Origin of the sequence: Nocardia sp. NBC_00881 (assembly GCF_045207455.1) — a bacterium.
Classification (GTDB): Bacteria; Actinomycetota; Actinomycetes; order Mycobacteriales; family Mycobacteriaceae; genus Nocardia.
Genome location: NZ_CP108798.1, coordinates 1,758,750 through 1,784,685, shown reverse-complemented (window position 1 = coordinate 1,784,685; position 25,936 = coordinate 1,758,750). Strand labels below are relative to the sequence as shown.

Annotated in this window: 1 protein-coding gene (running past both ends of the window); it reads right to left on the bottom strand. The window is 65.7% G+C overall.

Every position in this 25,936-nt window falls within one protein-coding gene, locus OH799_RS07070, for a LuxR C-terminal-related transcriptional regulator, read on the bottom strand. The gene is 49,551 nt long; 8,889 of those nucleotides lie to the left of the window and 14,726 to its right, leaving coding positions 14,727–40,662 in view, spanning codon 4,909 (partial) through codon 13,554 (complete); the first complete codon in reading order (the gene reads right to left) occupies positions 25,933–25,935. The start codon and the stop codon both lie outside this window.

Genomic DNA, 25,936 nt, shown 5'->3' with positions numbered 1-25,936 from the left:
CTCCAGCGTCTGGACTTCATGCAGGTGCCGAATCCACCGGCCCAGCAGGGCACCGAGCTCACCCAACCGAGCCTCGCGGCGCAGCCGCCGCATGCCGTCATCGTCGACGAAAGCGAGCTCGGCTCGCAGTTCGTCCAGCACATCACGCAACCTGCGCGGTGTCAGCAGCAGCCCATCCACTTCGAGCAGCATGGCCAGTTCCGCCCGCGCAGCCTCGGCGCGCCTGCGCAGCCACTCCAGCGCCGTCGATCCGGGTTTCAGCAGGTCCGGCCGCAGGTTTCGCGCCGTGGCGGCATCGTCCCGCAGGGCGCGTATCCACCGCAGCCGGTGCTCCAATTCCTCCTCGGTCGACAGCGCACGGTGCGCGCCCCCGATCCGGACGCCGACATGCGGTCGATCCACCACTTCCGCGAAGTCCATCCGACCGCCCGGCGGCGCATCCACACCGGAGCGCGGAGCCTCACCGCCATTCGTCCGGTCATAGGACACGACACCATCACCGGATGACGACACCCCGACGCCATCCGGGTCAACCGATCCGTCCCGATCCGCGACTGCGGCACCGCCGAGCGCAGGCGGCACTGCGGGCGGTTGCTGCTGGGCGCTGCGTTGATCCGCGCCTTCCTGCATAGATGGTGGCGGCTCGTCGCCGGGGGGCGTGGGGGGTCCAGCTGGTCCGCGTGGGTTCCGGCCTGCGTCCCACGGCATCCCGTCGTGTTGATGGTGGAAGGCCACACCGCCGTCGGGGATACCCGCCCAACCGGCTTCCGCCCCGAATCGCGCGCGGTTTCCGCCGCCCGGGAGGTCAAGCACTACGCGGTAATCGAAGGGAGGTTGGAAGTTCACCGCACCATCAGGCGATCCGCCGACCTCGGGGCCACCCGCGGCACCGGGAGCACCGCCAGCGGTGTCCGATCGTTCGGTCGAGGTGGGAGCGCCCGACGAACCGGGCGGGCCAGCGACTCCACGCCAACCTCCAGACCGTCTGGGTGGCGTGGCCTGGCCGTGGTCGCCGGGCCGATTCGGGCGGGTCGGTGTGCCGCCTTCTCGGTCGAAGACCGTGCGCAGTTGTGTGACCGTGCGCAGTTGTGTGAGCACTTCGGTGATGAGTTGCTGGGCGCGTTCCGGTGTGATCCGCAGCTGGGCAGCGATACTTTCCGGCGAGCCGCCGATGCCGATGAGTTCTGCTACGCGAAGGGCAAGGTCAGGTTCCGGCAGATCCGATAGGGCTCGCTGCAACGGTTCGACGATGTCCGGGTCAGTGAACGGTGACCCGGTGAGCTCCGCTTCCTCTTCTGCCGATCGAGTGTTCGGCAGGATCTTGTCCTCCATTGTGCGTGATCCGGAATCACTGCTGATCGGTACATCTTTCGAAACATCTCCTCTCAGCATTCCGCGCAGTTCGACGACTTCTGCCCCGTCGAGACCGAGAGCCGCGGCGATCTCGTCGTGGTCGGGTTCGGTCATGGTCGCTGCCTTACGCTTGGCGATGTAGGCGGCCACCTTCGAGAGTTGCCGGCGTTGCTTCCGATCTGCGTGCGGGAATCGGTGCTCCAGGTTTGCCTCGAAGAGTGCCCAGTGGGCGTGCGACCAGGCAGACGGTGCGAACGCACCCGGTGGGACGAAATTCGGGACGGCCTTTTCTGTGATCGCCAGAGCAGCTATTTGCTCGAGATCGTCCCGCTGATCACTCGGGAAGTACTTCGCCCAGCGGCGCGCCACCGCCCGAGCGACCCACACATACTTCTCGACGATCTGGTTGCGGAGTTCTTCCGCACGCTTCCATCCAGGGCTGGTGGCGATCAACTCCCAGAACAACCGCTCGACGTCCTCGTCGTCGCTCACGGCATCCGGGCGAGAGTAGAAACGACGCAGCGCCGATACCAGAATGTCGTTCGGAAAGCCCAACCTGTCGGGGAGCTCTCGGAGGTAAAGAACTAGAGGCTTATCCTGCTGCACCTCTCTCGAATTAACCGCATCAGCGGACGTTCCAGTCTGTACAGCGAACTCCATTTGGCTCATTCTGTAATACAGACGTATCGCTTTCAACCAATCATTCACCGAGTCGTAATCGACGGGATCAGGAATGGTCTCCCCGTCCGGATCCATCCGGTAGAAGTATCCCCACGCCTCGGCCAGATCGTTCCACGTGCCCGCACGATACAGCACACGGTCGTAGACCTTCAGCATGAGGTGCTCGAACATCGACTTTATCTGTCCGGATTGGTAAGCGACCAATGTCGGCTTGGGTATCCCAAATATCCGCTGCGCTTCCCCGGTCGTCAGATTGTTGAGCAAACGGAAGTTTCGCAGATACTCACCGAACGATTCGGCGATACGAGGATTTCGGAACATAAGCGTTTCCCTGGGTAGGTAAGGAAAGCATTCGGCGAGCTCGTCAAACGTCACACCGAGACGAAGAGATATGCTCCGCAGATAACGACGAAGCGTTTCCCCAGCTGGCCGGGATTGTCCCCATTCGATCTTTCTGAGGTGACCGACCGAAAGGCGGGCGAGGACTGCTGCCTGCTCCTGCGTCAGACCTGAACTCATGCGCTCGAATCGAAGATATTCACCGATTCGGGAGTAACCCTCCGGAAACGCCGCGACGCCGTCTTCGGTGAGCAATGCCGGATAGTGCCGCGCCGCATCGAAATACACCTCGCGGGCACCCGGAACGCGGCGCAACAACGCCCGCACCTGCCCGATCGCCAACTCCCCTTCTCCCCGCTCGGCCGCCTCCCACGTACCCGGCGGCGCATCCACCAACTCGTCCATCCGCTCAGCCGGCACAGCCAGGTATCGGCGTACCGCCGCCAACCAAGTCCTCGTCTCGGCCTCGCTGGGTTGCGGGAGCTCTCGGGTCGGCACCCGGTCGTGGCTGCTCGGGTCGAGCCCCGCATTCATAGGCTCCAAGAACAACCGCTCGACGCCCTCGTCGTCGCTCACGGAATCCGTGCGAGAATAGAAACGACGTAGCGCCGATACCAGAATGTCGTTCGGAAAGCCCAACCTGTCCCGGAGCTCCCGGAGGTAACGAACGCGAGGCCTTACATGCGACTCTCTCAAAGAAACCGCATCAGCGGACGTTCCAGCATGTACAGCAAACTCCGTTTTACTCATTCTATAATACAGACGTACCGCTTTCAGCCAATCGTGCACCGATCCGTAATCGACGGGATCAGGAATGGTCTCCCCATCCGGATCCATCCGGTAGAAATATCCCCACGCCTCGGCCAGATCGTTCCACGTGCCCGCGCGGTGCAGAACACGGTCGTAGACCTTCAGCATGAGGTGCTCGAACATCGAATCAAGCCGTCCGGATTGGTAAGCTTCCAATGTCGGCTTGGGTATTCTAAAGATCCATTCCGCTTCCATTGGCGTCAGATTGTTCAGCAAAAGGAAGTGTCGCAGATACTCACCGAACGATTCGGCGGTACGATGATTTGGGAAGATAAGCATTTCCCTCGGCAGGAATACGTTTCGCGGACGATGGGGAAGCGTCTCCCGAGTCGGCCGGTCCGGTCCCGTTTCGATCATTTCGAGGTTACCGACCAGGCGGGCGAGGGATGCCACCTTCTCCGCTTCTCCCCGCTCGGCTGCCTGCCACGTGCCCGGCGGCGCGTCCACCAACTCGTCCATCACCTCCGGCGGCACAGCCAGGTATCGGCGTACCCCCGCCAGCCAGGTCCTCGTCTCGGCGTCACTGGGTCGTGGGAACTCTCCGGTCGGCACCCGGTTGTGACTGCTCGGGTCGAGCCCCGCATTCCTCAGCCAACGTGCCACCATGCTCATTTCCAGGCGATGCATGGCGATGTAGTCATCGAGGCTCTGCCGAGGCCGCCCGGATTCGTCGGCCAGTCGTGCTCCGTACCACGCCACGAAGTGCTGCTCTTCCACCGACTGCGTGGGCGCGGGCTGCAGCGTGTGCTCGTCCTGGCTTTCCGTGGCGTTGTCCGGCCGTTGCGCCGGCGTGGGTTCAGCGGTGGCGCCGACGGTTGCTTCGGACAACGCAGTCTCATCCGGACCGGGTTCGACGCCGGCCGCGGGAAGCGGTGTGTCGGTTTCCAGGATGCGCTCCCGCAGGGCCGCCACTACCACCGCATCCCGGTCACGGGTACCGAATTCGGTCGCCAAGCGATCCCACTGCTCGCGCACCACTTCCGGGGGTATGTTCTGCCGGACCGCAATCTCCAGGTCGGAAGCGCCCTCCGCCGCCAAGGTCAGCACTGCGACAGCGAGATCGGGCACGGCCCGGTTCTGATCGAGCAGTCCCTCACGCAGCGCCAATGCCACCATCGCAGGCCGCGATTTCGGGCCGAGCTTGTCCCCGAGACGGCTGATCGCGTTTCGCACGGTATTTGCCGACTTCCCGGTGCACCGCCCGATCTCGCTGCTGTCCAGGCCTCGTGCCACCAATCGGAGTATCTGGATCTCGACTGCGCGAAGGCGGTGAGCCCGACCCTCGGCAGTCGGCGCAAACCGGTAGCCGTCGAGAATCCCTTCCCGGATGGCCACCGCCACAGCTGCGGCGCTGTTCCGCACGCCCAGCATTCTCATGATCCGGCTCAGCCGGGCTCGCACTGTGGAGACAGAAAGATCGACTACCACAGCGGTTTCAGCGGATGTCTTACCCATCGCCGTCATCGCCAGTATCTGTACGTCGGTCTCCGTCAATCCGAAGCTCTCAGCGACCGGACGGTATGCCCTTTCCCGCACCGTCGGCACCGGCAATGACCCGAGACCACCGATGACTTCCTGGTCATCGGCGACGATCCCGCCGTGCCTGCGCACCCATCCGTGCCGGGCAGCAGCCGCGAACACCTGAGCCAACGTCGCCGCCGGGAATCGTTCCTCTAAGCCTTCGAAAATCCGCTCGGCCGACTTCACTCCGGATTCCCGGCCGATATCCGCCTGCGTCGATCTCCGCAGTGCCCCGCGGCGGCCGTACTGCTCCCACAACCAGGTCGGCAATTCCCCGACCAGCGCATGAGCGATCGTGATCATCCGCCTGCGAACCGCGCTCTCGCCGCCGGATTCCGGGTCGGCCGCTGCCATTTCGGCAAAGGACATCCCCTGCCCGAAATGGCTTTCGGCGGCAGCCCGCTGCTCCGGCGACACGACCGGCAGGCATTCCGACAGCCATTCCGGGCGAACCGCCCACACGGCCTCGACCAGGTACAGCGCCGCGGTATCCGCTTCGGAATCACGTGTCTGCACGGCCCGGAGCAGCTTCCGCCACGCCCGAGCCACTTTCGTCCACTCCAGCTCCCGCGCAATCTGAACCAGCGCAGTTTTCACCCATGCCGGATCACCGGCGGCAGCGGTTTCGGACAGCTGCAGGTGCACCAGCAGAGAGATCACTTCACTTTCCGGCACAGGCCACTCCCGTGCCAGCTGCCGCAGCCGCAGTGCGCGCCGCACGCTGCCCCAGTCGGCTTGGGCGCCGGAGTCCGGAAGGCCCCGAACCACTTCGTGCACAACCAAATACAACCGGTCTTCCGCCTCGACCTGGTCTGCGGAAGCGATGTCCGCCGGGCTCTGCCCCAGCAGCCAGCGCACGAACAACTCGCGCGCGGCCGGGGACAGCCCCGCCACACATCGAGCCAGATCGGCGGGATCGGCGTTCTGCACCGCTGCCACATGCCCGGCTATTCCCGGCAGCGGAGCCAGTTCACCGCGGCCGGCCAACACTGCGGTCAGTTCATCAGAGCGGGAGTCGGGAATAGTGCCCGACTGGGCACCGCTGGAACCGGCACCGTCCACCCCGAGCTCGCGGCCCAGCTGTGCGGCGAACGAGCGTCCGGCCGGGTCCGGCAGATCTATCGGGTCTCCCGGCCGCCACCGCCGCAATTCCGCTGCCACCACCCGCCAGTGATCGCCGGGCATAGCGGCCAGCACCCGACCGAACACCCGTCTGCTCGAGCGCGACCGCACCGCATTCGGCTGCGCTGCTGCTCCGTGCCGCTCCCACACGCGGACGCAGAACTCCACCACCCGCCGATGCTCGGCCGAAACCTCGTCCAGGACTTGCATCAACAGCACCGCGGCGCCCGCGGGGACTTCCGACTCCGCTGCCCGGCGTGCAGCCAGGGCGAACACTTCCTCGGCCAGCTCCGGGCCTCGCTCGCTGTCCGGCACCATCCGGGCGACGTCCTCGGGCACCCGAGCACGCATCGAGACGGCCGACCCTGCTGCTTCGGCCGGGCCGATGATCCGCTCCCGCAACCCCGCCAATACCAACGCGTCCCGGTCACGCGTGCCGAAGCATGCCTCGAAACGATCCCACAGGGACGCCACAGTGGACACCGAGACATCCAGTCCGGCCGCGATTTCGGTATCCGATGCACCGCGTGCCAACAGCGTCAGCATCTCGGCCTCGTGTTCCGGACGCCCTCGGCCGGTGTCCAAGAGCCCTTCCCGCAGCGCTGTGGCCACCATCCGCATCCGGTCGCGGGTGCCGAACTCCTCTCCCACCAGCTCGAGCTGCTGATACACCTGGTAAACCGGCATGCCCAGGATCTCGCCGATCCGAGACTCCGGCAATCCCCGGGCGACCAGGCGCAGCAACTCCACGTCCTCGTCCGACAGCGAACGATCCCACGGACTCGAAACATCCGCTGCCCAGGAACCGGATCCCAGGACCCCCTCGCGCAGGGCCGCCGCCATCGCCGCGATCGGACGCCCGACCCCCAGCGCCCGCGCTGCCCGCATCGTGTCGACCAGAACCTCCCCGGCCGACAAGCCCACGACGGCACCGATATCTGCGGCGGACACGCCCTCGGCGAGCAGGCTCAGAATTTGAACGTCGCGTTCGGAGAACCCCAGCCGAGACACGACCGCTTCATCAGGTTGTTCAGCTATCGGTTCGAGCTCACGACCGGTCAAGGCGCGCTCCGCCGGTGACTCCTCTGTCGGGTCTGGTGTCGGCGCGTCCGGCTCGCGGGTCGATGGCGAGTCAGGTTCGGGGGCTTGGTCTTTCGATGACGGGTGCGGTCCGGGTGGCTTCGATCGACGTCCACCGAAAGCGCCACTCTCCCGGCCGTCCGAGCCAGCGGCGTGTGTTATCGCGCCCTCGACAAACGCTTTCGGTCCGCGGCGTCCGAACGGGTTGGCGACATCGATACCGAGATCATCCAGCCACCCCACCCGGCCCGGACCGAAGTCATACGCTTCACGGGGCACGGCCTTTGCGGAACGGCGTTTCCCGCTGCCGCGGTCGCTGGGGACGTCGCCCGACTCGACTGTCGCCCCACCGGCCGCGCCCGCGTCACGCGCATAGCGTGCGAACAACTCCACATGCCGCATGACCTGGTCACACCAGCCACCCCGCCCGAGCCGCACCAATTCCGGTCGCAACCCGAACAGTTCCTGGACACACGAATACACATCCGGCCACTCCAGTCCAGCAGCCAACTCCGCAACACGCGATTGCACCGCGCTCTCGGTAACGCCCAGAGCCGCCGCGACCGTGGCCAGCGACATCGGCGGATCCGCCAGGAACCAACGCCGCACAAACGCCTGCTGATCGACCGGAAGTCCGGTGAACAGACCCTCAACCGCTGCCCGCGCACGAACCGGTGCCGGCCTGCTGTCGACCGGCCGTCCCTGAGCATCCGCCCACTGCACCAACGATTGCCGCACATGACCTTTCGGGCGCACATACCCCGCAGAACCCGACACCCGCGCAACCGGAGCCGCGCGGTTGTCCACCTCCTGCACCAGCAAGGTCTCGCCGTCCCCAGGTGTCACTGTGGGTTCATCGACGAAACCCGATAGCGCCGGACGCGGCGCCGACCCTCCACCCCCCGAATCCGGCCGGGTCCGCGATATACCCCCACCACCAGAGGGGCGCTTGGGCTGCGGAGGAGCCGGCGCAGACGTGCCACCGCCACCGTCCTCATCATCGTCGGGACGGTCGTCCTCGCCACGGGGCCCGGCTTCCTCGGGTGCCGGTTCATCGGTGTCGAGAAGGCCGCGTTCAGCGAGCATCGGGCCGACGTCGCGTTCGGGACCGAACACGTCATCGACGACTTCGTCGAGGTTGACCTCCATGAGTTCGGCCGACCGTGGGTCGTCGGGATCCGCAATATGGACAGTGCTGGCGTACACGTTGTCGCCCGACTCCACCCACCTGTGTGGTCGGACGGGTCGCTCCCGCCCACCGACCAGTCTGGGCGCTATGCCACGGCCGGCCGATCCGCTGGGCATCGCCGCCTCAGACGGTGAGCCAGCCACTCCACGCGCACCTCCGGACCGCTTGAGTGGTGTGGGCCGATCCGTTGTGTCGGTGGCGGCGCTGCTGTCCCCGGCCTGCGGGGAACCGGGCCGATCATCCGACAGCGTTGGCGCAGCGGAATCGGGATCGGCGATGGTGGGATGCGTTGGCTCCGGCTGATTCAGGTGCTCGGCGCCACGGGACCCGACCTCGACGCTGGTTGCGCTCTCAGGACCGGACACCGCCGGCCCGCCGCCGTCCCCCGAGTCGCCCTCTGGTGCCGGACCGGGCTGCGGGGCCGGCTCCTCGGGCCGTGGTCCTCCGGTCGCGACACCGCCCGGTGGGTGGACGAGGAACCAGGTCACCCGGCCGCCATCGTCGGGCAGCAGCCCGCAATCGCCGACCCCGGTCAATCCGGACAGGTCGCGGTCCCGGCTGCCGTTGTCGAACACCTCCACCAGTAGGGCACCGGCCCGGTCGGTCAACGTCACCTTGACCCGGACCTCGCCGGTGGTGTCCGCCAAAGAACCCGCAACCACAGCACTGAGCGCAGACTCGGCGATGTCGACCTGTTCGTCGGTTCCCCACCCGACTTCCCGCAGACGGTCCACCAACCAGCTGCTCGCCAACACCATGCTGCCCAGGCGCCGGTCCTCGTCGATCCCCCGCAGGCCGAGGGTCAACTCGGTGTGCCAGGTGCCACGGACAGCGAACCAATCCTCGCTGTGGATGACAAGCCGGTACGGGTCCGGCGGACGACCACCCTGCTGCACTAGACCGTCCACATTGCGCACGACGAGCGAACCGTTTACCTGAGGCGGAATGCGCAGCTTCCCGCCTGGACCGTCGCCGGCGGCTCGAAGCTCGATCCCACGGTGGGCCGCCCGATCCGGAATGTCGTGCTCCGGCAATGCCGGCGCGTCGGCTTGCACAGCAGCCCCACCCAGCAGAGCCCTCACCTCAGCTGATGACTCCAAGCGGAACCGGACCACCTCGCCGACGGTCTCGAAGCCCCCCGACTCATACAGCGACCGCCCCTGCTCGGTGGCCGTCAGGGTTATCGGCCGATCGGGGTACGCCGCGAGCACCGTGGCCCCCAGGGCGGTTGCAATGCCTTGTGACCGCAGCTCGGGTATGGTCGCCAGCCAGTAGCCGCCGACAGCTGCGCCGTCATCGTAGGTGCAGATCGCCGCAACCGGACGACCGTCGAGGCGTGCCAGCCATACCCGCCAGGACGGCAAACCCACAAGGAACGACGGCAGCATCACTCCGCGCCGGTATGGCTGAAATGCCGGTCGCGGCATCCCGTCCACGATCACCTGTTCGGCTTCGGCCAGAGTGTCCTCGTCCGTCGCCTGTTCGATGCTGACACCCGCCGGGAGGTTCACCGGAGGAATCGGGGCGGCGGCGCGGATCATGATCGGCATCCGCAGCACCTGGATGTGGTCACTCGCGGGGAAATCCAGTTCCCCGAAGCAGTCCTCCACCACGACGACGTGACCCTCGTCGTGGTCGGCAAGCAGCGCGGCAATCACTTTGGGGTCGGCTACGCCCGGTGCGCCCACGACCACCCGCGTTGTGCGATAGGCCGGTACCTCGATAGCCGACAGCGCAGGCGGCGTGCCGGGAACGACTCGCGACCAAGGGGCCAAGCTCGCCCACATCGCCGCGGTGTTGCGTGCATACACGGCGGGACCACGCATCTCGTCCGAGCTGCCGGTATCGGTCGGCGGCCGGTCCCCGCCACCGCCGTCCGCACCGCCGGGTTCATGCTCGGGCCCTGGCACCCGCGCCGACGCCGCAGGCCCATCGACGACCAGGCGCGGCGGACCGGGAGGCGGGGAGACCGGTTCGGCGGGGGTCTCGACCGAACGTTGTTCTGTTGTCGCGCTCCAGGTTTCGCGGTCGAAATGTGCCTGCCACTCCTCTTCGGACTCGATGTAAGACGCCGGGTATTCCGCTGCCTCCAGGTCGGCGAGCCAGTGCGACAGGCTGTCCAGGTACTTCTCGGTCAATCCCGGCCAGGTGCCGTCGAGCTCTTCGGCGCTTACTTGATCCATTTGTGCGCGCAGGTGGAGTGCGTTCAGCCGCTCGATGGTATCGATGTAGTAACGCGTTTCAGAAGTGGAATCGTCGGGAAACTGCTGTTTCAATCCTTCGATGGCCTGGGACCAATTCTGATGTGTCCATGTATCACGAGGATCGTCGAGGCCGAGGATGCCCGCGAGCTCGTCACGGAACTTTTCCAGTGTCCGCACAGCATCGTCCAGGGTCGGTGGCGCAGTGTTCTCCACCGCTTGTTTTTCGACTCTGTCGAGGATGGCCAGCTGGTCCAGGTACGCGGATTGTCCACCCAAACGAACCAATTCTGATTCCGAGACAATCGTTCGTTGCCTAATCGCCTGGATTTCTGCCCGCGAGAAATTGTGTCGAACCCATTCCAGCCTACCATCTCGGACTACTGCAAAATGTTCGGAATAGCCACCGGACGGCAATGAATTCGTGAAGGCCCTCCGGTTTCCGAGGGGTACCAAATGGATGCTTCTATGGATCCGGATGTTGCCGTCTGCGTGCCGGTCCGGTGTTCGAGTTAGGTGGTCCCCCAAGCCCATTCTCTGTGCTGCCGGAGTGGGGAAGTGGAGTGAATATTCAGGCCAGTCGGAGAACATTGCCATACCATGCGCGTACTCCATCAGGATGACGCGTTCAGTGACTCGCAGCAAGTCCGGAGTTCGCGTTCCGACGTTTCTGTAGGTTAGCAGTGAGAACTCGACGGAATTGGCCTCGATCTCATTCCGACACGTCTTCTCGATGGTCTTGAAACCGTTGTTGTACGTGTTTACATACACGCTCTCGAACGTCGTGTCGTACTGTGATACGCCGGGGATCAGCTCACGTTCACGGATGCCCGTATCGATCGCTTCGGTCAGCTTTTCCCGGAATGGCCGGTCGTCGGCGAGCCTGTTGACCCATTCGATTTCGTTGCTGTTCGCACAGAACCCGTACTCGGGCTCCTCCCCTTGCTCTTCGCGAATACCAGATATCGACTCGACTGTCACCTGCCCGTCCTCGCCGATCAGTACTTGCTGATATTCGACCGGGATACCCGCACTCGCTGCGCGCTCCCGGAGCCCGGGCAATCTTCTGTCCAGCAGGTCTTGTTGGCCGCGCAGCGGCGATACGACCATGATGCCCTCGCCCAGCACCACCCCGACACCCTCGATCACGTGCCCACGGTGGTCGCGAATCGGGTGCGCGCCCTTCGCCGCGAGCATTCGGCGGGCCATCAGCATCGCCAATGCCGTGCGCACGTCGTGCACATATCGGCGGGCACTGCCGATGTGCGGTTTCAGCCGCTGGAAATGTTCGAGGACCTTGGGAATCGCCTCCACGTCGGCCAGCGTGCGGACCGCCTCGTCGTCGACCACCAGCCGGCGCAGCACGACAGCCAACCGACTTCGTTGCCAATCATGGAGACCCCGGATCGCCTCTTCGATCTCCGCGGCGTCCTTGCGGTGCAGACGCTCGGTGTCCAAGCCGAGATCCCGAATCGGTCGCAGCGCTTCGGCTGCCACCTCCGCCGCTTCATTCTCGGCGAGCTCGAGTATCCGGCGCAGGTTCGGGGGCAACTCACCGGGTACGCCGGTCGCTGTCTCCGGCTGGCTCGGCGCCGGTGGGTGCGCGGCATCCCCCGCAGCGAAGACGGCGACCACGTCGGATATCGGATCGCTCGACGTGCCGGTGCCGGGTACGTCGTCGGATCCGTCGTCCGGACCCGAGCCGTCCGAGGGTTCCGCTGCTCCGGTCTGCTCGGGCGCGGGTGCTTCGCGCTCATGCGCGCTGGGACGATTCGCGTGCGCGTCGTCGCCGAGCCCGGGGGTGTCCGCGAAACCCAGCCACGGGTCAGCGACACCACCCTGCGCTGCGATCGGCGCACCCGCCGCGTCCCTCGCCCGCTTCGGGTGACCGTCGAATACCTCCTCGGGATGGGGCGGGACGCCCGCCGGTACAGGCCCCTGACGGACGGCAGGCTGCTGGGCTGCGGTCTGCCCCGAATCCGGTGCATCCGATGGCAGCTCCCGGCCCTCGCCAACCCAGTCCTGGCCGTCGTCAACCCGGTCGTCGTCGGGCGCTGGCGCCACCGGAGCGGACCCTGCGCCGGGTATCTGGAATTCCAGTCGTGAATTCGCTTGTCCTACAGCATCATACGAAGAAGGCACTTCGGCGGAGCTGGCCTTGACGTGTCGACGATAGAGCTCAGCGTCCCACCCACCGGGGAAATTCATGCCGTGACCGCGACGCCAAGGGTCGTTGACGGCCCCCGGCAGGTCCGACTTCTGTCCACTGAGCTCCAACCACCGGTCGAACTCGGCGATATCGTCCTCGGTGTATCCCCTGCGGCGGCTGAACTCCTGCCAATCCCGCGCGTGCAGCGCCCGCTCCGCGTCGGTCATCGGACGGTAGGTGGTCGGATGATCCGGGTCGAGACCGCCCTTCTTCTCCTTGTCGGCCACCGCCGCCATCACGCGGTGGTACTCATCGCGGAACTGCTCGAAGGTCATGTCGGCCGGTGCGGGCCGGTCCTGCTCCAGATGCGCCACCACATCCGACTCCGGCGCCGTGCCCTCACTACCCGCCCGGGCGGTTGCTCCCGCATCGGGTCCATGCCTCTCGGCAACGCCAGGGGGCAAGCCGGGGTTTACAACCTGGACGGCAGCCTCGGCGCCATGGCCACCATCCCGAAGTTTACCGGCGCCGCCGATGCCATCCCCGGGCTGAGGGACCCCTGCGTACCCGATCGGGCTGCTCGACGATCCCCGCGAAGACGACTGCTGGGTTTCATCGTCACTGCCTCTGGAGGAAGGCGGATCTTCGTCCGAGTCCGCAACGACGTTCATTGCAACCGGTTTCGCGGTCCCGGCCGGTCCGGCCGGGTCCTGGCCGCGATCGGGATCATTTGATTCAGCAGAATCCATCGTGGTCGGCTGGGCAGAGTCAGGTTCGCCATCCAGCCACTCGAAAACCACGCTTCCGGGAGGGGCTAGAGCAACCAGATCGGCGATGTCGCTGAATGGCACCGGTATCCGGACGGTAGGAGCGATCGGCGTCGTACTGACGTGGAAATCCCAAAGCAGGTCCGGCGGCTGGATGTCTGCATGCGGCATAAGTATCGCGTGCACCCACCCAACGGGCTCCTCATCGGTCGCCACCCCCCACATCTGTGGCGTCACAACCATGCCGACCGGGCTGTCGGTACGCTCCAAAGCATTCATCGTGTCGGGCGGTACATCTACTCGCAGGACGCCTCGGTCTACCCAGGACTTCATGAAGTTCGCACGCCGATGCTCATGCGGCTCGATGACGCCACGCTCCACCTGGTCGGCCAGCCGTCCGCGATTGAAGATCGAACAGAACGCCGCGACGTCAGCCGACACAGTAAAGAAGACGGCGGGTCGGTCAGGGTCGGGCTTGTCGTATCGCGGGCTGGAATAAGGGAGCAGCACATCCCGCGGTTCCGCCGAACCGTGGAAAACGATGCCCGATTCTTCGGGGAAGTTCCGCGCACCGAATTCCTCGGCAAGCCTGCGCACCAACCGAAGTCCGCTCCACCCCTGTGCCGTCAATTCGTCGACCCGTGCGCGCAGTTCGGCGTCGGTTCTCGGCAAGGGGCGGTACTCGTCGCGGACCTGTTCGAAGGTCAGGTCGGCCCGGGCAGAGCGGTCATCGTCTTGTCCTCCGTCGTCGATTTCAGTCGGCGGCCCACCGTCGTCGTCTCCCGTGGGATCCGCGAGTCCCTCGGACATACAGAACTGCACATCGACCTTGACGAATTCGCCGTAAAAACGGAGGCCTTCGTCTTCTACGGCATCCTCACCATCGTGGCCCTTAAGCGTGACGGATTGAACCCGATTGTAACCGTATTCGGCCGCCATTTCGCCGGTGGGGGTGTTCCGTGCCGCATCCTCAGGGGATAGGAAAATGTCCTGCATGAAAGAATTGAAGGCCTCGAGGTCGTCCCCCAGCCAGTAGCGCTCGTTCTCGGCAGCCACCTCATCCGGGCGAACCAATTTGTTCCCAGGAATGTAGAAATCCCAATGCGCATGGATCTCATGCACTGCACGGGGAATGGAATCCATGAGCTCGCGGAACATGGTACGAACCGACGGTGTTCCGGGGCCGGCCTTCATACGGAAACGGAGGACACCCGCACCGTTCTCCGCCGGCTCGATCTCCGCTGCGACTCCGTAATGCTTTGTCCCATACCGGTTCGTATAGTAGGCAGCTTTCTGGCCAGGATAATCCACCCACGCACCATGCCGGCCGAAACCGAGTTGCGTTGTGTCTTCTCCGGATCGCGCCGCAATCAACGATCCGAGCGATTCCGGATCGGTAACCAAAAGGTCGGCATACACCGGATAATGGTCGGTGGCGGTGATTTCGAGACCGCTGTCCACCGTGTGGAATTCCGCGGAGGTCAGCACTTGGTCCGGCGCGCCGTCCCAACCGGGCACGGTACTGGTCGCCGGATCGAGCGGGAGGCCGAGACCCAAATCCTCGATGAACTCCCGGTACACCGAGTGCACATCATCGGTGTTGAAGTCGCCGGCGAACACCATCGGACCATCCACGACGGAACGCAGCATCTGCTCGATCTGCCAGGCAAGCGCCGCGCCCTCGACATCTTGGTCCACTTCGTAACTGCGGCCTAAGAAACCCAGCGGCGTCGGGAACAAATTCACGAACGAGATACCGGCGATCTTGACGACCTGAGCGTACCGTTTGTAGTGCTCCTGCGGCTCCAGCACTCGGCCCCAGAGCTTCAGCTCGAGCCGAGTCGAAGAGGGAAGCTCTATGCTGCAGGCTTCCTCGATCGGCAGCCTGCTGAGCACGGCAATGCTCAGCATTTTCTTCTTCTCCGGGTCCATGTGCGACTCGCACATCACGGTCTCGTGTACGTACCGGTAGCCGACCATTGCGGCCAGTTGCCGCGCGGTCGAACCGTCCGGGCCGACCTCCGACTCCTGCAGATAGATGACGTCGGCATCCATCCGCCTCAACTGCTCGGCAAAGTACGGCAGATTGACCTTCTCGTAGTCCCACGCTCCGTGCGACCGCGAACGATGAGCGCCCGCCATATTCCAGGTGACCACTCGTAGCGGCCTACCCGGATCGGCCGCACCGTCACCACCCCGCCGGAGGGGATGGATCTCCGACCGGAGGGCTTCTTCCACACCGGAATTCGACACATCACCGGCTCCCGACGGCTCGACAAACTCGGTCCCGGGCTGTGGGAGTGGGTGCCGCGGTCCGTCCGGAGGGTCGGGGTTCACATTGTGGACCCGCGGCTCACCCTCACTCGACTCGTCGGTGACTTCGTCCGTGCGGCCTTCCTGGTTGAGATGCGCTTCTTCGAATTCTCGCGACTCGTTGTCGGTGAGCAGCGGGTCCAGCTCGTCGTGCAGTGCCTGGCCGCCCGGTTCGATCTCGTCGATCGGGTCATAGCCGAAGCCGACCGCTTCGCCCAGTACCCAGTGGCCGTCCGGCGCCTGGAATTCGACCACGCGGCGCACCGGCTCGGCACCACCACGGGTCGCCACGCCATGCAACTGCTCCGAATTCGGTAGCGGGACCAGTGGATCGACGACCATCGTGACCAGGGCCCGGCGTGCGTCGAGAGCGCCGCCGACTTCGGCCACCAGCGCCGCGTCGCCGCCGACGCGATAGGGCATCAAGGTGGCCAATGTGGCGGCGGCCCCCATCGCGTCCTCGACCTGATCGCGGTCACCCCAGTTCCGCAGCAACGCGCCCACCAAGCCGTGCGCGAGATCGACCCTCTCCGGTTGCCCTGCGGGGACGGCCATGGTGACCCGGATGCGGCGGGCATACGGCGCGCCGGAGACATCCACCCGCACCGCTACCCGACCCTGATGGACGACCCGCAGGCACAGGGTGTGCCTACTGTCGGTAACCGGCTCGATCGTGGCGCCGTCCAGGGTCATCGCATGGTCGGCCAGTGCGGAAATCGTGTTGCGGACGTCCTCGAACGGGTCACCTTCCATCCGGGCGGATCGCAGCGTGTCCTCGGATGGGCCGTCGCGCTGCTCGGTGAACACCATGGTTTCCCGGACATCATCGATGGTTTCCAGTACGACGATCAGCTTCCGTTCGCCCGCAACGCCGCTCAGCTGGGCCCGGATCCGGCCGTTGACGCCGGTGAGCTGTTCGGCGAGGCGGCCGAACATTTCGGCCAGCACTGCGTCCGCCTGGCCTGCGACCGTCCAGTCGCGCATCAGCTCGGGCACCACCTGCAGCGCGAGCCCGACCCACTCAGGCCGGCCTTGCCGCACCGGCACTTCGACGGTTACCCGGGTATCCAGGTCCCCGTCCACGGTCACGATCAGCAGGTCGGTGCCGGAGCGGTGCGCCACCCGCAGGCGCTGCACGAAGAAACCGTGCTCGTCGACGAATTCCGGTGCGGCGAGCCAGGTTCCGTCGGCGCGGAGCACGGTGCCCGCCATCGCGACGACCGTGTCCCTTGTGGGCTGGTCGACGTCCTGGAACAGCATCGCCATCTCGTTCAGTACGGCGATGATCTCATGCAGCGGCACACCGACTTTGACCCAAACCATGCCACCGGGGGCGAACGGCTCGCCGTCCTCCAGTGGGTACCAGCCGTGCTGGGCGATGGTCCGCTCCGGCCTGCTGTGCACCATCGGCAGGCCGGACGGTGGCGGCTCGCTGCCGGAGTCGTGCGCCTCGAACAGCAAGGTCTGCTCGTCTTCGACGACATTGCCGGGCGTCGCCCGCAGCGTCGCGGTCCCGCTATTGCGCCTCAGCGCTTCGAAAATTATCGGCGCGCAAGAACTGACTGCATTGTCGATCCAATCCTCCGGCCAGCCGGCAGCGCGCAACCGGGCCCGCAGCCAGGTATTCGCCCGCTCCACCGCAAACCGCCGGCCGACAACACCACGCCCGCTGACGGTCAGCGTCTCCCGGACCGCGAGCTCGCTCTCCTCTTCGGGCACGGCGCGCCGCCATCGCGGCCTCCGCCGGGCGGGGCCGTCCTCGGGTGGCAGGCCCTGGGTCGGTGCGCCGCGCAGAAGCTGGCGGGGCATCGGTCCGGTCGGCTGTTCGCCTTCGGCAAGCGGGCGTGTCATCTCGCCGTTCTCGGATTCGATGCCGAAGGCGCCTTCGGCGTCCATCGCTTGCCGCACCGCCCAGGCCTGAACCTTCGCCCCGCCCCGGTGCACAAGTTTCTGGCCGTCGCCCCGCTCGTACACCACGATCTCGTCGCGTTCCAGGTCCCAAGTGATAGTGGCCAGATGCGCGCCGCGACCGAGGGTGTAGTCGATGCCGACCGTCACAGTCGCGTGCACCTCGAGCTCGTGCATGGTGGTGACCCAGCCGACGGGCTGGTCGATGCTCGAATACTCAACCCAGTGGCTGCGCAATTCGATTGCTACGTCGACGGGTTTGTCGCCGGACATCGAAAACTCGCGGGGCCGCATCTCCAGTTCTTCCGGGTCCTCACCTTGAGCGCGGCGGTTCGCTTCTTGATGGGTCTGGACTGCGTACGGGGCGCAACTGCCGCGCAGCCGGATCGGCTTCATGGTGTCCGGGGACCGGTGTGCGGCCACCGCCGGGCCACCGCCGGGGTTGAGGAACTCCGCGGGCGACTGCGCCAGACCGTCGTTCACGACCCGGTCGATCCGGTCGAGTTCGATGGTGCAGGTCTGGATGGTGACGGCGGCCCTGTACAGGCTGTCGTCGAGCAGGAACTGATCGGCCCACCTGCGTTCCCTGGGTGACAGCCGTGACATCAGGCCGTGCACCCGGTTGACGGTGAGCTCGGTGGGCGCGGTTATCCCGAGTTCCAGCATCCGCTCCGGACGGAGCTGGAGTGCCAGCGTGTCCTGGTTCTGCGCCGGATCGAAATTGTCGAATACCCGCTGGAGCAGCTCAGCGTTGTTTCGGACATCCCCCAGCAGCGCACTTCTTTTCGTACCCAGCCTGATCAGGTCGTTCTCGGCTTGCTCACAACGCTCCCGGACGCGCTCCGCCTCATCGAGCAGGTACTGGAACCGCTGGACCCGCTCTTCGAGCCGGTTGGTGTCCGACGCCAAGCGCTGGTATTGCTCACCGGGCTCGAGCAGCTTGCCGAGTAGGGTCTGCTGCTCCCCTTCGGTCTGCTCGTGGAGTTGACGCAATCCGCTCAGATCTTGTGGCGCAGTCAGCAAGTCGAACCTGTCACCAGCGAACTTCGCCAGATACGCGTCCCGCCGGTCGGTGAACTGTTTCTCCGCAACGGCTTGCCGCGCATGTGCTTGCCGCAACGCGGCCAGCAGCTCATCGACCCCGCGCAGTCGCCGTTCCACGGCGATGAGTTCGGTGACCTGCCCGATGACCTTGTGCACGCGCTTCCATGCTTCGCCCAGTTCGGCCCGGTTGCGGACATCGACACGGACGGACCCCGCCATCCAGCTGTCGACCGACTCCGGAGTCAACTCCCGGAACTTCTTCGGCTTGATCCAGAAGCCCCGGTATGCCGCAGTGCGGGCAAGACCTTTCAGGACATTGCTATTCAGGTTCGCTGGATCGACATCGAATTCCTTGCCGGTCTTCTTCAGCTGTGCGCGCAGCTTTTCTCGCCGGGCGACGGCGTCCTCGGCTCGTTGGGCAAGCGTGCCGCCCAGCGTGACCTGGGAACCGAAGCCCCGCACACCAGTAGCGTCGAGCGCATCGTTGAGTTCCCGCTCCAGGACGCGAAGCCTGTTGTCGCGCTGCTCAACCTGCTCGTTCCACTCCAGCAATACCCGACACTCCGCCGCCCGCTTATCCAGCGTGCGCTTTTCCGACCTGCTGAGATCGCTCTTCGCCAGCTCCAGTCTGGTCTGTTCATCCAGCTCCTTCAGGGTGGCGACCGCCCGTCGCCCCATCCTCGGCTGGTCCTTGCTCTCCAGGTCGTAACCGAATCTCCGCTTCGCGTCGGCGATCACACCGCCACGAGCACCGCGGACTCTGCCCGGCAACACCCGCTGAGCACGAAGATCATGAAGTTGCCGAGTGGCGTCCGCGATTCCAGCAGCCTGCTCGATCAGCCGACGGACGTCGTCGGCGGACCCAGCACCCTGCTCGTCTCGCGAATGCGCGTCATACAGCCTGTCTTCCAGCGCATCGACGGTCGCACACCAGTCCAATAGCCCGCGAAGTTCACCGATCATCTGGGTCAGCCGGTGCCGCGGCCGGAAGAAGCCGCGCGCCAGAATCAACTCGTCGGACGATGTCGGAATGCGGGTCTGCAGGTCGGCGAACTCCTGCTCCACCCGGATATCGTCGATCAGCTCGTCCGGTGAAACGCCGCCCAACAATTCCGCGAACCACCTGCGGTAGCGCGCCACCTCACTCGCCACTTCCTCGGCTGCCTCCCCCATGTCCAGAACGTCGTCGACAGAAAGGCCGGTGAGCCGGTTCTGCACTTCCACACGCAATTCCCGTACTTCACGAACCGCGTCGCGGCGCAGGACAACCAGCTGCTCCGGCAGCCCGACCACCGACTCCGGCTGCGCCGGTTCGAATTCGGGCTTCCCGGTCAGCTTCCGCAAAAACTTCCCGGCACGCCCCGGCTCTCCGTGCGCATGGGCGGACATATCGCCGGGACCGAACGCATTGAGCACCACATGCTGCTGTACGTTGCGGCGCTGTCCCTTGCGCGGCGGCCGGATACCGTCCTCGACGAAACCGATCGGATCGTGCGGCGCCACGATCGCCGCACCGCCCCCGCCGCCGTGCGGCTTCGGCGGCTTCGGCGCCGCCCCGTCGCCTGCCGACGGTGGTGGCGGTGGTGGTGGCGCGGGGGCTTCCTTGTCGAAGTACAGCGCCAGGTGCCGCTTCACCCGATTCCGCGTGCCGCGGGTGCCTTGGACACTGACGTCCAGCTGGTCGTCGGACAGTTCCATGGTCATCGTGCCGTCGGCGGCGACCCGCACCCCGGCGGTCCGGTTCGACACCGTGGTGAAAATTCGGTTGACCTGCTTCGGGTTCCAGTCGGGCAGGAATCTGAGCAGCATCGTCATGGCGAGCGCCGCCTGGGTCGGTCGATCCTGCGCCAGATGCGTGCGCACCGTCACGGCGCCGGCACCGAGGACATCGATGTCCACCATCGGTCGGCCGTCGGCGTCGAACACCCGGATGCGGCGGCCGTTGTCGAGGTACTCCAGCGGCGCGAGCCGCGCGCCGTCTCGGCGCAACGCCGCTTCCAGCACCGCGACGACGCGCGTCCAGGTGGTGTCGTCGAGGTTCAGCGCCGCGCCGAGGCCGTTGCGCAGCCGAGCGAGGTCACGGTCCCGCGCTGTCGCGGCGTTCGGCTGTGCAGCCGCAGACGGGTGCTGCGGCGCGGAACCACCCGCTGATGACGCCTGCGGTGGCAGCGGCGGCGTGCGAGACGCGACGGCGGGTTCCGTCTCGACCTCGTCGAAGTACATCGCATCGCGTCCACGGCTGGTCCTGGCCATGACAGCCAACTGGCGGGAACGCGGCGCACCGTCCAGCATCGCGGTGAATCTGCCGTCCGCGGCGGATAGCAGCCGGGTCATGTGGCTCCCGACAGCGGCGCATACCAGATCGCCGTTGCGCCAGCCGGATGTCAACTGGGGTAGCAACTGCAATGCGAAGACAACCCGCTCCTGGCGGTGCCTGCTCAGGTTCATTTGCACGGTCACCGAGGGGTCTTCTCGACCAGCTACCTCGATAATCGCCAGCGTGTCATCGCTATCGAGAATCGGGATACAGTAGGTTCCGCCGATCACTTCGGGACGCCCCAGCCGCGCACCGTCGAGGCGCAGCAAGTCGGCGATTATCGCCACGACTGCGGCCTTGGTGCTGTCGTCGAGGTAGAGAGCACCGGCGACGACCAACCGGGCGAACTCGAGTTCCGCGGCCCGGCCATCCGCTGCCATTTCTCCTTCCGTGGCACCGGTTTCGGTTGTTCCGTCGAGTTGCCGGGCTGTTATCTCTTGCTGACGGAAGGCGCGGATCGTCGTATCCGCGTCGACAAATTCCGTGCACAGTGCCGCCACCCTCTCCGCATCGGCTGGTCGCTGCGGGTCGTCCACCGGTCGTCGGGTGGTACCCAGCAACGTGGTCACCAGGCTGATGGATACATACTCCAGCGGCATGCCCAGGTATGCCGCCAGCTCGACATTCGCCCGGCTCCGGTTTGCGTAAGCATCAATAACACTGTGCAACAAGTGGATACGGGTATTCCACCGGTTGTAGTCGTCGATTCTCTCCGCCTCCGCGACTTCCTGCGGATCCGGCGAACGGCGCTGCAGTTCCAGATCGTTCGATGCCGGCCCCAACCGGGCCAGCGCGGCATCCGACAGCCGATCGAGTCCAGCACGCGCCTGCGCCCGCTGGACCTGCGCTGTCCGGAGCTCGCGTCGCACCATATCCAGCCACTCCGGGTTCGCTGCCGCACCCAGCAATCCGGACGGCGGTACCCCATGCGCGTCATCCCATGCCTTGCGATAGAACTCGACGGCACTCGGACCGGACTGCCGCGAACTGTCCCGAACATCGCGGTCGCCGGTCAGCTGCCGAATAGATTCATCCGACCATGCCTGCGCCACCCATTCCTGGACCTGCATCATCGCAACGTAGTTCGGCTGCGACCTCGTCATCAGATCCCGGACGGCACTGCTGCCTGCCGGACGATTGCGTTCCTGCTGGACTTGGACCGCGCCATGCACCATGGCCGCCATCAGCTCGGCATCGGTGGCCCCGACGTCGAGAACCAGGACGCCCTCGGCCGGATACAGCCGGTCATGCGCCACTTCCAGCAGGATGTCGATCCCGTTTTCGGTCAAGATCCGATCGGCCCACCGCCCGATCTCGGTCTTGGTCAGCAACCCGCGAACTCGACGCACCCGTCGTGCCGAAGCCTGCTCGGCCAGATCCAGCCAACTGACCTCCGGCGGCCACACCGACGGTTTCGGCTGCGGCTGTTCACGGTATGTGGTCCGGACTCTACCCTCGTAATCGGTTGTAACATGCAGATATTCGATAACCAGACCGGGGCGGGACAGTACTTCTTTCACGGCCGGCTCGTCGATAATCCTGAATTCGTCGCTATTCGCCCATGCGACAACAAGTCGTGAACCGCCATTGTCGTCGGCGACCAGCACGGCCCGTCGGCTCAACCGCTTCCCCGATTCCCGCTGCAGCACCGCATCCACCACATCTCGCGATGCCCGGTCCTCGTAGGCGCGAGTCAAGGCGCGAGCGTTCGTCGCTACCTGGCAACGCCAGGCAACCAGGTCTCGCATAATCAGAGCAGCGTGTTTCCTGCGGCGTTGGTCTCGGCGCGAACCCGAATCGTCTGGTAGCGCACCGAGTCTGCCGATCTCCTTGTCGACGGCGCGCTGCAGGATCTGCCGGTCCCTATTCGCGGCGGTCTGCTCCAACGCCATCCGGCGCAGCTCCGTGGCCACGGGCTGCGAGGTCGGAGTATGCAGGGTCCCGAGCTCGGGACTGCGGAATCCTTCCCAGAACATGTAATTCTGTGCGGTGTAGTAACTAGGCGAGCCGTCCTTCTCCGGCTCCGCGAGGTATCGGCGTAACGCCTCGCGACCTTCCTCGCGACCGATAGCCTTCAGGTGTTTTTCGGCGAGACCGGGGTGTTCCCGCCGGGCAACTTCGACCGCATGGTCACGTGCCGCAATATAGATCCGTTCGTTCTCGTCATCGGCCACCAGGTAGCCACGTTCGCGCAGCCCCTCCGCGAATTCGCTGTTCTCGGCGTAGGCTTCAGCCTCTTCATCGATAACAGCGGCCACGAAAACATCCGCCACCGGCACGCTCGGGTCCGCCGATCTACCTTCCCGAAATACCTTGGCGTGCACTTCCTGCTCATGTACCTGAGTGACCGACTGCGATACCAGATCGAATCCCTTCGTCGATATCACAGTCGTCAATTCGTGCGCCTGGAGCTCCCCACGCCGCTCCAGTAGGCCGGACAGATAGCGAACCTTGATCAAACTGTCACGCCGGGCCGCTTCGGTGCCGTCATAGGCTTCGTCGATCAATGACTTGATCAGGTCGTGCCGAGTGTCCAGCCGCTTGCCGAGCCCCTCTCCTTTGCCGCGCTTGCGTGGCGGCTTGCCGTGCAGGCGTTCTACCCATTCGCCGTTGCGGCGGCGGATGATTCCGCGTACCTCGCCGGCGCGGGCGCCGACCTTCCGGGCCCAGGCGTACCTCTCGTTCCCGCGCATGAGCCGGCCCTCGAAGCGGTCGATGACCACCACGGTCCCCAGCTCGTTCTCGGCGTTGTCGAAGACCACCACCTCTCCCACCCACAGATCCGGCAACTCCGGATGCGCCTGGATGAACCGCTCGTCGACTTCGAACCTGAGCGCAGCATGCCCGAGCCCCTCCCAGGCGTCGACGGCCATCGCGATCATCCCGCTGTGCTCGATCACCGCCTCGACGCCCTCGACCCCCACTCCGAATGGCTCCTCCCGCAGATTCGTGTCGAAGCCCTCCGCGAACTGAGTCTCGGATATTCCGTCGTCTTTCACCTTTCTGGTGATCCGCTTCGGCTTGATGTGCGCGCCCGCTTCCGGACCCAGGATCTCCTTCGCGACCCGCTGCACCACCACCCCGCAGATATTCGCGAGGCCATCCGAAGGATGTGCCGGCACAACCGGTTTCCCCGAGACGTCGTCCACCGCCGTGGCCGACCGGCCGGCGACGGCGTCGCGTGCACTGCTGCCTGCGCGCTGCGCCGGGGTTTCCGGCTGCACAGGTGTGGTAGACGATGCGCGACGGATGTACACGCTTGCCTCGTAACCGAGTTCGAAAACGGCATCCATCACCGCCGCCGTCACCCCCGGCGGCGCCTGCTCGCCTCGGACCACCCGACCTGCGGCAGCGCGGCTGACGTCGGCGCGGCGTGCCACATCATCTAACGTGACCCGCTTGCGACCGGCCGCACCCTTCGGCCAGTGGTAGTCGATCCCCCGTGCCGCTTCCTCCAACTTGCGAATGGTGCTCGGCTTCGCGGTGCCGCGAAGCGCGCGATTGATGGTGTCTGCGCTCATCCCGGTGACCTCGGCCAGATCAACCTGGGTCCGACGCTCCGGCACGCCCTCGGCACGCGGCACCTTCGCACCGTCGAGCGGGTAGCCGCGCTCCTGCGCGATCTGCCGGACCCGTCGCCTGGTTGTCTCGGAAATACCCTGAACCTGCCGGTTATTGACCGCCAGCCACGCCGTGGTAATGCTCACTCCGGCCGCGTCGGCGACATCCAGCAACGTGACTCGCACCGCCGGATCCGACTCGGGCTCGGCCACCACCGGCGCGGGTGGGAGCGCTTCGGCCACCTGCCGCACGCCTTTGCTCAGCATCTCCTCGGCGACAGCGGGATCGCAGCCCATCACCTCGACAACCGCCAGGAAACCCATCCCCGAGTACCGCATCAGGACTGCCTGCCGCCAATTGTCACGGAGCCCGGCGATTTCGTCCCACATCTGTCGCACATCAGCTCGAGCCAATGCTGCTTGGGCCGCCGGGTTTGTCGCGGCGTCCGCGATCCGACGCCGGAAATCAAGGAACCCCCGTTTGAACTGCTCGAACTCGAGCACCTCCAGGGCAATCTCCACCGCCCGCGTCGCGAGATCGAGGCCTGCGGGCTGCTCACCGAGCTCTCCGGCCAACCGCAGGAACGTTCCCCGCAGCACGTCGTGCACCAGTTTACGGTCCCGTCGGGCACGCGGAAGCACATGCGCCAGAACAACTTTCCCATGTTCACCATGCAGCCGACGGGCCGCTTCGACATCTGCCGTCTCGGCCTGGGCCGGTCGCAACCGAGCGCCCAGCCTCGGCTCGTCGTCGTGCTGCTTCGGCAGCTTCGTGGGCCCGATGCGATCCTCGTCAGCCTCGACCACGGCCGGTGTCTCGTCCCGGAACGCGGCTTCTCCGGTCACGCCAGCGCTGTCGGCAGGCTCCACCAGCTCGTCGAGCCGCTCGGCGAGTAGTTGGGCCTCCGGTTCGGCGGCCGCACCGCGGCGCCGTGCCGGACCGCCTCCCTCAGCGCCCGATCGCGCTGGCAACGTGGGGTTTTCCAGGTCGAACCAGACGGCCTTGCGCCAGTCGCCGTCGACCCGGACCACACCTCCGCGCCGCCATAGCGCCCGAGCCGACCCGGGCGACGGCGCAGGCAGCAGCCGACGGCTGGTGTCGAACACCGTCACGCGCAACCGGTCACCGCCCACCTGCACCGCGGCGCGGACGGGATCGTCGTTTTCGCGGTGTGCCGCCACTATCGAGTGCAGTTCGTCGATGACGTCCGCGGGAGACCACGCCGTCATCCGTTGCGACAGCCAGTTCTCCAGTTCGGCGAGAGTTTCCTCCGCCTGGAGTGCCCGCGCCCGGAACTCCATCGTGGTCTCGTGCACCGGCTCCCATTCGGGTGCAACGGCTGCCGGCTCGCCGGCTTGCTGCTGGTGCGGGGAAGAACTGTCCGCGGCCCACCGGCCGCTCGACCGAGCCAGCAACTGCGTGGTCCGCTTGTTCAGCACGGTGAATATCGGCCTGGTCCGCTCCGATTCCGGACCCAATGCCACTGTGCCCCACCGCGCGACGAGCTCGCCGTCGACCCGGAACAGCTCGAGTTCGGCCCGACCAGGTATCCCGCGAACCGGCGTGAACTCCACCGTCAGC